The sequence below is a fragment of the Flaviflexus sp. genome, from assembly GCF_041440645.1.
Classification (GTDB): Bacteria; Actinomycetota; Actinomycetes; order Actinomycetales; family Actinomycetaceae; genus Flaviflexus.
Genome location: NZ_JASDVN010000023.1, coordinates 15,865 through 28,206 on the forward strand (window position 1 = coordinate 15,865; position 12,342 = coordinate 28,206).

Annotated in this window: 14 protein-coding genes; all 14 read right to left on the reverse strand. The window is 62.5% G+C overall.

Going from position 1 to position 12,342, the window contains the following annotated elements; all coding sequences use genetic code 11:
• Nucleotides 1-71: 71 nt before the first annotated feature.
• Complete coding sequence (locus QMB98_RS03140) at nt 72-1,004, reverse strand: tyrosine-type recombinase/integrase (protein WP_371684192.1); 933 nt, start codon at nt 1,002-1,004, stop codon at nt 72-74.
• Nucleotides 1,001-2,074, reverse strand: coding sequence for a DNA-processing protein DprA (gene dprA, locus QMB98_RS03145; RefSeq protein ID WP_371684207.1), 1,074 nt, complete (start codon nt 2,072-2,074; stop codon nt 1,001-1,003). Before dprA ends, QMB98_RS03140 begins: the two co-directional genes overlap by 4 nt.
• Before the next feature lie 122 nt (nt 2,075-2,196).
• Nucleotides 2,197-2,514: a DUF2469 domain-containing protein gene (locus tag QMB98_RS03150; protein ID WP_371684193.1), complete on the reverse strand. Its 318-nt coding sequence runs from the start codon at nt 2,512-2,514 to the stop codon at nt 2,197-2,199.
• Nucleotides 2,507-3,160 carry a ribonuclease HII gene (locus QMB98_RS03155; RefSeq protein ID WP_371684194.1) on the reverse strand — a complete coding sequence of 218 codons (654 nt, stop codon included), beginning with the start codon at nt 3,158-3,160 and terminating at the stop codon, nt 2,507-2,509. The genes QMB98_RS03150 and QMB98_RS03155 overlap by 8 nt, the downstream gene beginning before the upstream one ends.
• Nucleotides 3,157-3,921, reverse strand: a complete 765-nt coding sequence (lepB, locus tag QMB98_RS03160; RefSeq protein ID WP_371684195.1) for a signal peptidase I — start codon at nt 3,919-3,921, stop codon at nt 3,157-3,159. Before lepB ends, QMB98_RS03155 begins: the two co-directional genes overlap by 4 nt.
• 87 nt (nt 3,922-4,008) lie before the next feature.
• Nucleotides 4,009-4,362, reverse strand: a complete 354-nt coding sequence (rplS, locus tag QMB98_RS03165) for a 50S ribosomal protein L19 (protein ID WP_371684196.1) — start codon at nt 4,360-4,362, stop codon at nt 4,009-4,011.
• Between the two features lie 140 nt (nt 4,363-4,502).
• Nucleotides 4,503-5,894: a tRNA (guanosine(37)-N1)-methyltransferase TrmD gene (gene trmD, locus QMB98_RS03170; protein WP_371684197.1), complete on the reverse strand. Its 1,392-nt coding sequence runs from the start codon at nt 5,892-5,894 to the stop codon at nt 4,503-4,505.
• Between the two features lies 1 nt (nt 5,895).
• Nucleotides 5,896-6,432 (reverse strand): ribosome maturation factor RimM, encoded by a 537-nt coding sequence (rimM, locus tag QMB98_RS03175; protein ID WP_371684198.1) that lies wholly within the window; start codon nt 6,430-6,432, stop codon nt 5,896-5,898.
• A gap of 76 nt (nt 6,433-6,508) precedes the next feature.
• Complete coding sequence (locus QMB98_RS03180) at nt 6,509-6,748, reverse strand: RNA-binding protein (RefSeq protein ID WP_054952084.1); 240 nt, start codon at nt 6,746-6,748, stop codon at nt 6,509-6,511.
• Nucleotides 6,748-7,227: a 30S ribosomal protein S16 gene (gene rpsP / locus QMB98_RS03185; protein ID WP_371684200.1), complete on the reverse strand. Its 480-nt coding sequence runs from the start codon at nt 7,225-7,227 to the stop codon at nt 6,748-6,750. The genes QMB98_RS03180 and rpsP overlap by 1 nt, the downstream gene beginning before the upstream one ends.
• 228 nt (nt 7,228-7,455) lie before the next feature.
• Nucleotides 7,456-8,532, reverse strand: coding sequence for an amidohydrolase family protein (locus tag QMB98_RS03190; protein ID WP_371684201.1), 1,077 nt, complete (start codon nt 8,530-8,532; stop codon nt 7,456-7,458).
• Complete coding sequence (gene ffh, locus QMB98_RS03195) at nt 8,529-10,082, reverse strand: signal recognition particle protein (RefSeq protein ID WP_371684202.1); 1,554 nt, start codon at nt 10,080-10,082, stop codon at nt 8,529-8,531. Before ffh ends, QMB98_RS03190 begins: the two co-directional genes overlap by 4 nt.
• Nucleotides 10,083-10,272: 190 nt before the next feature.
• Nucleotides 10,273-11,184: a ribokinase gene (gene rbsK / locus QMB98_RS03200; RefSeq protein WP_371684203.1), complete on the reverse strand. Its 912-nt coding sequence runs from the start codon at nt 11,182-11,184 to the stop codon at nt 10,273-10,275.
• A 375-nt stretch (nt 11,185-11,559) separates the two neighbouring features.
• Nucleotides 11,560-12,342: signal recognition particle-docking protein FtsY (ftsY, locus tag QMB98_RS03205; protein WP_371684204.1), on the reverse strand; the 783-nt coding region annotated here is incomplete at its 5' end.

A 12,342-nucleotide genomic window follows, 5' to 3' on the forward strand; every position in this document is an offset into this window, starting at 1 on the left:
CCCCCCCCCCACAACTCATTAGCGAATCAACAGGTACGTGCTTGGCTATCCATCGGACGGAACGCTACCAGCTAGGCCCGCGGATGTGCCTGCCCGAATGCCTGCCGGAGGCGATCCGGGGACACGTGCGTGTACCGCTGGGTCGTACCCAAAGAACGGTGCCCCAGGAACTCCTGGACGGCCCTCAAGTCGGACCCACCCTCAAGCATGTGGGTGGCCGCGGAGTGCCGCAGATCGTGAGGTGCCGTGTCGGAAACGCCTGCGGCGGCGCTCAGCCTGTGCAGGATACCCCGCAGCGTGCGGGGGTCAAGCCGGCCTCCCCTGTCCCCGAGGAACAGCGCGTCAGTCGGGCTGACCAGGAACAGGTGCCGAACATCGAGGTAGGCGGCCAACGCCTCCTGCGCGGGAACTCCGAGCGGCACAATCCGCTCAGTACTGCCCTTGCCGAAGACGCGGACGGTGTCGCCTTCAACATCGGCCTGATTGAGGCCTGTCAACTCGCTGACTCGCAGGGCACTCGAGTACAGAAGTTCGCAGGCGGCCCAATTTCGGATCTTCGACTTGTTCCCGTCCTCTGCGACGTCACGAGAGTAGTTGAGCAGTCTGCTCGCGTCGTCCGCGGACAGCACGTGCGGGAGCCGCGAATCCGGTGTTGGGCTGGCGAGTCGCGCCCCAGCGTCGCGTTCTGTGACGCCGCGCTCCGTCAGCCACGCCGTGAAGGACTTGATGGCTGCGGATCGGCGCGCAAGGGACGAACGCGAGGATCCCGCGCGTTGCTGGCTGCCAAGCCAGGACCGGAGATCATCCAGCTCCAGGCCGTCCAGGCCCAGGTCGGATGCCGTCGTCGCCTCGGTCAGCTCCATGCCGACGAGGGCGGCAAGGTAGTTCAGGAGGCTTCGTGCGTCCGATAGGTAGCCGGAGACCGTGTGGTCAGAGAGCCCGCGGCGCACGGAGAGTTCACGGCGATAGGCATCGAGGAGCGATGTGAGGGCTAGCGAACTCATGCCATTACTCTAATCCACCGGCCAGCGATCGAGCGGGCAAGCCCGATCGACTTGAGGAACTCGAGGGAGGACACGGTCTCGCTCGCAGACAGTCCCGCCTCTCTCGCAACAGCCGGTAGCGTGGCGACAACGGCGGGAGCGAGAGCGTTCCACACCCTCTTCTCCCGTTCCCGCAACCTGTCGTAGTTTGACTCGGGAACGATCGGTAGAGCGTCGGGACCGATGGTTCCTAGAAGCTCGCGCACATCGTCGGCTCCGGTCACGCAAATCCCGTAGTCGCGCAGGAGCTGGTTCGTTCCCGCACTCAGAGCCGACGTGACCGGCCCCGGGACCGCACCAACGTCACGGCCAAGTTCGGCAGCCCTCCGTGCCGTGGCGAGAGCCCCGGATCTTATGCCGGCCTCGACAACGACGGTGACCTGCCCGAGAGCCGCGATGATCCGGTTGCGGGAGAGGAACCTGTGACGGGCGGGAGTGGCCCCCGGTGGCTGTTCGGAGATGACAGCACCACCCGAGATGGTGACCGCCTCGAAGAGCTCACGGTGTGCCGCCGGGTAGGCGCGGTCCACTCCCCCGGCCAGCACCACGATCGTCCTACCAAGCCCAGCGAGAACCGCGCGATGCACCGCGGCGTCAATGCCGTAGGCGCCACCCGAGACAAGGACGTGGCTGGTGGACAGGTCCCTCCCCAGGGACCCGGCAACCTCCACTCCGTACGAGGTTGCGGCCCGGGCACCGACGACGGAGATTGCGGGGTGGGTCAGGACCTTGGGCGATCCCTTGACCCACAAACCAATCGGTCTGATCTCACCGAGATCATCGAGGGCGACCGGCCAGTGCTCATCCCCCGGCATGACGAACCCAGCATCGGTCGGGAAGTTGCCGCTCAGGATGTCCTGACTGAGGCCGTCGAGGCGAGTCCTCCACCGCGCCGCCTGGGTGGTGGTGGCCGGTCTTGTCCGCAGGTCCTCGAGGGCACGTTCCGCATCGTCCAGCGGTGGCGGCGGATCACCTGGTTCCACCAAGTACGACCATATCGCCCGCGCCGCGCGCTGCCCCTCAAGTTTCATCACGTCCCGCCTTTCCGCCACCATGGTCGCCATTGCACCATGCTTCTGGTGGCGCGGGAGACTGCCTGCGGGACAATGAAACCGGCCCGCCTTCTGGGGACGGGCCGGATGAAGTTCAGGAGTTAGGGCTTGTCGAGCCCCAGGTCCTTCGTGATGTCGGACTTGTTGAGCTCCTCGACGTTGACGTCCTTGAAGGTGACGATGCGGACGGAGCGAACGAACCGGGTGGTGCGGTAAATATCCCACACCCACGCGTCTGTCAGGGCTACATCGAAGAACACCTCGCCGTTGCCTGCGGAGCGGATCTTCACATCAACGTCGTTGGCGAGGTAGAAGCGGCGCTCTGTTTCCACAACGAATCGGAACAGTCCGAGAACGTCCCGGTATTCGCGATAGAGCGCAAGCTCCATGTCGCCTTCAAAGCTTTCCAATTCACTCATGTGTTACTCCTGGAAGATGCCACGCCGTACGGTGATGCCGATGCGCTCCGAGTTGGGCGAGAGCATCGACGTGGGCTGGCGAGGCATAGCCCTTATTCGACTTCCAACTATAGCTGTCTGAGCCATCCAACCGGGCCATGAGGCCGTCGCGTTCGACCTTAGCGAGAATGGATGCGGCCGCGATGATCGTGCACTGCAGGTCGCCCTTGACGATGGTCCGCACGGGCGGCAGGTCCGTGTCGAACAGATCGGGCCCCGAGAGCCAATTGAAGGATCCGTCGAGGAGCACGAGATCGGGCTTGCGTGGGAGCTGCGCGAGGGCCGCCATGCCCGCCTCTTTGAGTCCGGCCTTGATCCCCCGGGAATTGATCGTGTCGACGGAACCGTACCCGACGCCGCCCGGTGCCCAAGCTCGTATGGGACTGACGAGCGCTTCCCTTGCCTTGTGGCTGAGCACCTTGGAGTCGGCGAGACCCACGGGTGGCGGTGGCGTCTCGGACGTAATGAGTACGGCGCCGACGGCGACGGGACCGGCGAGAGCCCCTCGACCAACCTCGTCCATGCCGACCAGGATGGCGGGGCGGCCCAGCTCCGCCGACATCTCCGTCAGAAGCGATTGTTCGAGCTCGGAGGTTGCGAGTATCACAGCTCGGGGACGTCCGCGAATACTTCCGAGGCGTCGCCCAGGCCTCCGGCCCGAGAGAAGGGGTACATGATGAGGGCAACGCGGCCCTCAATGTTGTCCACGGGCACGAAGCCGCCACCGGGCGAACCCATGTGCGCCCTCGAGTCCTCGGAGTTGGAGCGGTTGTCACCCATGACCCAGACGTGACCGTCCGGGACGATAACGCGGAATTCCATGGCCGACGGGATGGTTCCGGGACGCACGTACGGCTCCTCGATGGCGACGCCGTTCACCATGATCTCGCCGCCCTCGCTACAGCAGGCGACTTCGTCCCCGCCGACACCAATCACTCTCTTGACGAGATGCTGGCCCGAATCCTTCGGCAGCAGGCCAATGGTCTCGCCGACGTTGTAGATGGTGTCCATGAACGCGGAACGATTCGGCTCGGACTGATTGTCGAGCCAGCCGCCCGGATCGACGAACACCACGACATCGCCGCGGTGAATATCGTCCTCGTCGTTCGCAAGCTTGTTGACAATGATCCTGTCCCCCACCTCGAGCGTGTTCATCATCGAGGAGGAGGGAATGTAGAACGCCTGAAAGAGGAAGGTCTTGATGAGGACGGAAACGACAAGCGCGAAGGCGATGATTCCCACCATCTCCAGCAGGTACGACTTCCACCCCGACTTCTTCTGCGCGGGTGCGTCGGCTCCCGCTTCCTGCGGGCTTGAGCCAGGGGCATAGCTCGGCGGCATTTCTTCGTGGATCTCGTCCTCAGCCATGACCTCTCCTGGTTTTTCTTCCCTCACCATAATAGGGCAGATACAGAGAAGACCCGCCGGGCGAACCGGCGGGCCGTCTTTTTACGCTTACTTGTTGTCGTTACGCTTCTCACGGATCTTGGCAGCCTTGCCGTGGCGATCGCGCAGGTAGTAGAGCTTCGCGCGACGAACACGGCCGCGGGAGATGACCTCAATAGAGTCAACGGTCGGAGCGTGGAGCGGGAACGTACGCTCAACACCAACACCGAAGGACACCTTGCGGACGGTGAAGGTTGCGCGAATGCCGTCACCACGACGAGCAATGACAACACCCTGGAAGGCCTGAACACGGGAACGGTTGCCTTCAATGATGTTCACGTTGACGCGAACGGTGTCGCCCGCACGGAACTCGGGAATGTCCGACTTGAGGGACTTGGTATCAACAATATCGAGATGATGCATTTTTCTTCTATTCCCACTCGTGCGCGCAGGTCACAAGCGATTATCGGGGCAGCTGGGCTGCCGAAGATGAATATTTCTCGCCGATACGCATCCCCCTGCGGCAGGTCCTGCGTACTGTGTCAGCGAGTGATCAGCGCGTTCTAGTATGTCACATCTAGCGTTCGCGCCATAACAATGTCGTCGTTATTCTGCTCACCAACGGTGAATTCGCGGGTCCCGACCTTCTCGAATCCGAGCTTGGTATAGAGAGCCTTGGCGCGCTTGTTTCCCCTGTTGGTTCCGAGCCACAGGTAGGGCCGAGGCCATTCCTTCGTCCGGGCCGCGAGCTCCTCCAGTGTTGCGGTCATGAGCAGACCAGCAATACCCGACCCCCTCCACGGCCGATCCAGGTAGAACTTCGACAGCTCAATGAGCGGCCCCTGGCGTTCCCCAGCGGACAGCACGGCGTCACTGGGGGCACCCTCCGTCTCCCCCGCAACCCCATCCTCCTGCGGAACGAGGCTGAGAGAGTAGGCGATCAGATTGCCCTTCGGGTCGCGTACGCCCACGAGAACCCACGAGTCTGAGGAGAGGTACGTGCGGAACATGTCGGGACTGAGGTTCGCATCCATGAACAGCTCAATGTCGTCCTTCGACATGTAGTCCGGGCACGCATCCGGGAAGGTCCTCCTCGCCAGCTCGCTGTAGCCTGAGGCCCCGCCCGTCGGGAGTTCGGTGACCGGCTTGACCGGGTGGGCACCGACCTCGGGATGCTTCGGCCAGTACCAGCCGTGCTGACCCAGCACCGCACGGTCGCGGCGATCCAGGTCGACGGCCTCGAGGGCAGCAATCATGTCGGGCCGGCGCAACGCTGTCTTGCGAAGTGCCTCGTCCCTCCGCCACCTCGCGACCCGCCCATGATCACCCGAGGTGAGGATCGGGGGCACCGACTCGCCACGCCAATCGAGGGGCCTCGTGTAGTTTGGGTACTCGAGCAGGCCGGCACTCCCGTGGGATTCCTCAACGAGGGAATCGGGGTTGCCGATGACACCGGGAACGAGGCGAGCAACGGCCTCAACGAGGGCGAGAGCCGCAACCTCCCCACCGTTCAGCACGTAGTCGCCGAGGCTGAACTCGAACACCTCGATATCGTCGTGGTTGTCGTAGTGGCTGGCCACGCGGGAATCGATACCCTCGTACCTGCCGCAGGCGATGACGATCTGGTCGCACCGCTCAGCGAGATCCACGCAGATTTCCTGCGTCAGCGGGTGACCGGCAGGCGTGGGGATCGCGAGGATGCGGCGGGGGTTCTCCACTCCCAGGTCTGATTCGAAGGCGGTGTCGAGGGCGTTGCCCCAGATGTCGGCCCTCATGACCATGCCGGCGCCACCGCCGACCGGGGTGTCGTCCACGGTGCGGTGCCTGTCGCTCGTCCAGTCCCGCAGATCGTGGACGCGAATGTCGATCGCGCCCGCCTCGGTTGCCTTGCCAACAAGAGAGAGCTGCAGGGAGTTCAGGTAGGAAGGGAAGACAGAGAAAATATCGAATCTCATGCTATTCCGTCTCTTCGGAAATGATCATCTCGTCTTCGGAGAACAGTCCGGGAGGAGCGTCGATGACGACGCAGTTGTCGTCGATGTCAACCTCGGTGACGATGGCCTCCACGAACGGCACCCGCACAACCCGACCATCCGGTTCCTCAACGACGAGTAGGTCGTGCCCGGGCATGTTCTCCAGACCGGTCACGGTGCCGAGGGTGTACCCATCGGGATCGAGGGCCTCGAGCCCAACGAGCTCGTGGCGGTACCAGCCATCATCATCCCGGTCCTCTTCCTCGTCGGTCTCGATGACAAGAGAGACTCCGCGGAGGGACTCGGCCGCGGTCCGGTCGTTTACTTCCTCGAACAGAACGAACCAGGAATCCTTGTAGGTGCGGTGCCTCTTGATCGTCAGGGGGCCCGCCTCGGCCGGGTCGGTCTCCAAGACAGAACCGACACTCAGCCGCTTCTCGGGGGCATCGGTTCGAACATCGAGGCGCACCTCGCCCTTGAGGCCGTGAGGTTGGCCGATGACTGCTACTCGTAACTGCACTTTCCCAGGGTACAAGAAGGTGCCCGCACGTTAAGAAACGGGCCGGCACCCCTCAACTTCGTCTCGACTGAGCTACTTAGGCCTGATCGGTTTCGACGACATCGACGCGAACGGATCCGCGTGCGACAAGAGCTGACATGACGGAGCGCAGAGCGCGTGCCGTACGGCCGGAACGGCCAATGACACGACCCAGGTCGTCAGGGTTGACTCGGACCTCGAGGGTCTCCCCGCGCCTACCGCGCTTCGAGTCGACACGAACATCGTCGGGATTATCGACAATGCCGCGCACGAGGTGCTCGAGAACATCAGCCAACATTAGGCGTCCTCAGCGGGAGCTTCTGCTTCGGCTGCACCCTCAGCGTCTGTGGACTCAGCAGCATCTGCTACTGCCTCGGCCTCAGCGGCAACCTTTGCCTCTGCCTTGGCGGCGCGCTGCTTCTCAGCCTCGTCCTGAACGGCGGCGATTGCGGCGGCGCGTGCCTGTGCCTTCTCCTCGTCGGAAACTTCCTTGACCTCGAGAACACCCTCGGTGTTGCCCTTGCCACGGAACTTGGCCCAGTCACCGGTGATGTGGAGCTGACGACGGACTGCGTCCGACGGCTGTGCACCAACGGAAAGCCAGTACTGTGCACGCTCGGAGTCGATCTCGATCAGCGACGGGTTCTGGAGGGGATCGTACTTGCCGATCTCCTCGATGACGCGTCCGTCACGCTTCTTGCGAGCATCGACGACGACTACACGGTAAAACGGCGCATGGATCTTGCCCATGCGCTTCAAACGAATCTTAACTGCCACTTGTGTGGTCACTCCTGGTTCTGAGTTGTGGATTGCGGGTTTCTAGGTGGGGACCAAGACTCCCGGTCTCCGGGACACGTCACGAATCGGTGAGAGGGGCCGAAAACGCGACGGGTACAGCGTTTAATTGTGCCAGATCTGCGCCATCAACCCAAGTAATACGGGGAGTCCGCTTCGTGGCATCACTCACGGACGACGAGCAACAAGCCGCGGCACCACCCTCAGGATCTAGCGGACCCTGCCACCGAGAACAACAGCCGTAGGGTTCAAGAGAACCTCTGGATTCGTTCGCGGATCTTCTGCATAGACCACGAGATCGGCTACGCCGCCCTCGGGTAGCGCGTCGAAGCCAAGCCTTGCCCGACCCTCCCACGAGGCGGCCGCGATGACCGTCTCGGCTGGAATGCCGGCGTCGATGCAGGTGAGAAGCTCGGTGGGCAGCGTGCCAAAACCAAGGGTGCTACCGGAGTCGGAACCCATGAGGAGGCTGATGCCGGCGTCCGCCATGGCAGCCATGTGCTCCTTACGGTTCTCGTACATCTCCCTCATCCGCTTCCCGTAGACCGGGTACTTGGTGCCGGCGTGGTTGGCGATATCGATGAATGTCGCGACCTGGTTCGCGGTGGGTGTCACGAGAATCCCTCGCTTCGCCACCTCCGTCATCTGATCGGAAGTCATGCCCGTCCCGTGCTCGATGTCGTCCACGCCCGCCACAAGCAGATCGTCAATCGTTTCAGTTGCGAACGTGTGAACGGCGACCTTGGCTCCGTTCTCGTGCGCAGCCTGAACAGCCTCCACGAGGATCTCCCTGGGCCACAGGGGCGCAAGGTCGGAGTCCGCTCCCCCGCTCCGGTCGATCCAGTCGCCAACGAGCTTGACCCAGCCGGATGCGGCGCGTGCCTCCTCAGCAACGACCTGTGGAAGCTCCGCCGGTTCGATCTCCCGGGCAATGCCGCGCAGGTACCTCTTGGGACGGGCAATGTGCCGACCGCAGTGGATGATGGTGGGGACGTCCTCTTCCGTGTCAATCCACGTCATGTCACCCGGGGTGCCGAGATCGCGAGCAAGGGTCACGCCGCTATCGAGAACAGTGCGTGCCTGAGCAAGCGCGGTCTCCCGATCCACAAAGATATCCGAACCGAGACCGATGTGGCAGTGCACGTCCATGAGTCCGGGCAGGGCCGTACCGCCTATGGTCTGCGAGGGCGTGCCCTCCGGCTTCACGTACGTGATGCGACCACCAACGATCCAGGCCTCGGGGTGAATCCCGGTGCCCGTGATCACTGGCCCTGTCAGGTGGATCATCGGAGGAACTTCGCGAGCTCGTTGAGATCCGGGGTGTCGTCATTGTTGTTCTGGGAAACGCCGAATGCTGAACCCTTGGGCTGGTTCGCCTTCTTCTGGGCCGCCTCGCGCTCCTGCTGTGCGCGCTTCGCGGGGTTACCCGAACGGCCCTTCTTGGAGCCGGAGTTCCCCTTCTTCTTCGCGGGCTGCTGGCGCGCCTTGGCGCGCTTGCCCATGCCTGGGAGGGAGCCCATGCCCGGGGCGCCACCGCCGCGGGACATCTGCTGCATCATGATCTTCGCCTTCTCGAAGCGATCCATGAGGCCGTTGACTTCCTGCACCGTGGTGCCGGAACCGTTGGCGATACGCAGGCGGCGGGAACCGTTGAGGATCTTGGGATCACGACGCTCCTGGGGCGTCATGGAACGGATCATGGCCTCGACCCGGTCCACTTCACGCTCGTCGAAGTTCTCGAGCTGTTCGCGGAACTGCCCCATACCGGGCATCATGCCCAGCATCTTCTTCATGGAGCCCATCTTGCGGACCTGCTGGAGCTGAGCCAGGAAGTCGTCGAGCGTGAACGTGCCGCCCGCCATCTTCTCAGCGAGCTCTTCAGCCTCTTCCTCGTCGTAGGCCTTCTGGGCCTGCTCGATCAGGGTGAGGACGTCACCCATGTCGAGGATGCGGGAGGCCATGCGATCAGCATGGAAGCGTTCGAAGTCCTCGAGCTTCTCACCGGTGGACGCGAAGAGCACGGGAACGCCGGTCACGCCGCGGACCGACAGGGCTGCACCACCGCGAGCATCACCATCAAGCTTGGAAAGCACAACGCCGGTGAAGCCAACACCATCGCGGAACGCGATGGAGGTCTGGACGGCGTCCTGACCGATCATGGCGTCGAGAACGAAGAGCGTCTCGTCCGGGCGCACAGCATCGCGAATGTTGCGTGCCTGCTCCATCATTTCTTCGTCGATACCGAGGCGTCCCGCGGTGTCAACAATGACAACGTTGTAGAAGAATGCCTTCGCGTGGGCGAGACCGTCGCGAGCAACCTGGACCGGGTCACCAACGCCGTTGCCCGGCTCGGGCGCGAACACGTCGACTCCGGCGCGCTCACCAACGATCTGAAGCTGGTTGACAGCGTTGGGGCGCTGGAGGTCGGAAGCAACGAGGAGGACCTTGTTGCCCTTCTCCTCCTTCAGCCACTTGCCGAGCTTACCCGCGAGTGTGGTCTTACCTGCACCCTGGAGGCCAGCGAGCATGATGATCGTTGGCGGGGAGGATGCGAAGTTCAGTTCCCTCGACTCGCCACCGAGGATCTCGATGAGCTCATCGTTAACGATCTTAATGACCTGCTGAGCAGGGTTGAGCGCCTGGGAGGCGATGGCAGAGACTGCCTTTTCACGAACCGATGCGGTGAACTGCCGAACCACGGGCAGGGCAACGTCAGCTTCCAGCAGGGCACGTCGGATCTCCCGGATGCTGGCATCAACATCCGCTTCGGAGAGGCGGCCCTTGCCGCGCAACTGCTTAAATGAGCCAGTTATCCGATCAGAAAGTGAATCAAACACAGTCTTCCTATTCCTTTGACTTCGTTAAGGGTAGCCGTTTCCGGTGTCCTTTCACTACCCGACCACCCGTGGCCTCGAACTCAGCACGCCGAACGGTAGGCACCATTCTACCGACAGAAGCAAAGGGGTAGCGGAGTCGCTTCCACTACCCCCGCCACGTACCGACGTCAGATGACGGACCGTGAGGTGCCTACGGCTTCCATGCCTCGAACTCTTCGGCCGTTGCGTACGAGTACTGCGTGCCGCGCTTGGTCACGGAGTTCGCGGCGTAGCGGGATGCGGTCTCGAGTGCGGTCGGGACATCATCGCCCTTGACGATCCGGGTTGCGAAGCACCCGATGAAGGCATCACCCGCACCGGTCGAGTCCACGGCATCGACCTGGAGGGAATCAACGAGAACATCGTCGTCCTTCGTCAGCCACAGACTGCCGCGGGAACCGAGGGTGACAATGAGGTTCTCCAGATTCGATTCGGCCAGGATTTTCTTGCCTGCCTCGCGAATCTCATCGAGCTCCTCGACATCCTTGCCTGCGAGCAGAGACAGCTCCGTCTCGTTGGGAACGAAGTAGGTGCACTTGGCAACGTACTCGGGATCGAGTCGAGTATCTGCAGGTGCAGGGTTGAGGAGAACCGGAACCCCACGCTCGACAGCAACATCGATGGCGGCGTAGACGGTCTCGAGCGGGATCTCGAGCTGAAGAACGAGAAGTTTGCACTCCGCGATGACATCGGCAGCGTTCGCAACGTCCTCGGGGGTGAGCAGGCCATTGGCGCCCTTGACGATGACGATCGAGTTGTTGGAGTCCTGATCGACGAAGATCGGCGCCACACCGGAGGACGCCTCAGTCTCCATGACCCACTCGGTGTCGATTCCGTTGTCCTCAAAATTCTTGACGGTGTTGGCGGCAAAGATGTCGTTACCTACGCGGGTGATCATGCGAACCTCGGCTCCGAGGCGCGACGCGGCAACGGCCTGGTTGGCTCCCTTACCACCGCAACCCATCTCGAACTCGGGTGCTTCAAGGGTCTCGCCAATCTTCGGCATCCGTTCAATGTATGTAATGAGGTCAACGTTGTTTGATCCAACGACTGCAATTTCCATGATGGAACCTTTCTCCCGCATCGTCCTCGACGCGGCTCCTAATTTCTCCACCTCAGCCTAATCAATCCCCGCCCCGAGAGCACCTCAAGAAACGGCCCTTGTCTCCCAGAGCATCACGCCCCTTACTGAGTCCTGGGGCTTTCCGCGAGAGTCACGCCTCCTCCATGCAACAGATCTCTTCCAGATCGTCACGCCTCCCGCATGAGCATCGTTCCTCAGCAGGAGTCCACCGGAGCAGAAAGCTGGAATCGACTCGATACTCGAAGCTGATACCACAGTCGACATTGACCAAGCGATTTGGGGATGAACACAGTGAAGCCCCGCCCAGGGGGCGAGGCTTCACTGGAGTGGTTTCGCCTGTGTGCTGACCGGCCCTTAGGACAGCAGGGCGTCAACGAATCCTTCAGCGTCGAACGGTGCAAGGTCGTCTGCGCCTTCGCCGAGTCCAACGAACTTAACGGGGACACCAAGGGTGCGCTGCACATTGATGACGATGCCGCCCTTGGCGGTGCCGTCCAGCTTGGTGAGGACGATGCCGGTGATACCAACAACCTCGGAGAACACCTTGGCCTGGGACATGGCGTTCTGACCTGTGGTTGCATCGATGACGAGGAGGACCTCGCGGACGGGAGCCTGCTTCTCCATGACTCGCTTGATCTTGCCAAGCTCGTCCATGAGGCCGGCCTTGTTCTGAAGGCGACCGGCAGTATCAACGACAACAACATCGGCGTTGTGGCGGCGGCCGGTGGCGACTGCCTCGAATGCGACGGAGGCGGGGTCTGCGCCCTCAACCTCGGAGCGAACCACATCGACTCCGACGCGTTCGCCCCAGGTGGCGAGCTGGTCGGCCGCTGCGGCACGGAACGTGTCTGCTGCGCCGAGGACGACGCTCTGGCCTTCAGCCACGAGGACGCGGGCGAGCTTGCCGATCGTCGTGGTCTTGCCGGTGCCGTTCACGCCAACAACGAGGACGGTTGCGGGGTGGTGGTTGCCGTCCTCACCAACACCGGGAGTGGTGTCGAGAGAACGATCGAGAGTGGGGTCAACGAGCGCAAGAAGCTGTTCGCGAAGGATCTGACGAACGACCTCGGGGTCGGTTGTGCCACGCACCTTTGTTTCTGTGCGGAGGTTCGCCATGAGGTCATCGGAGGCCTCGAG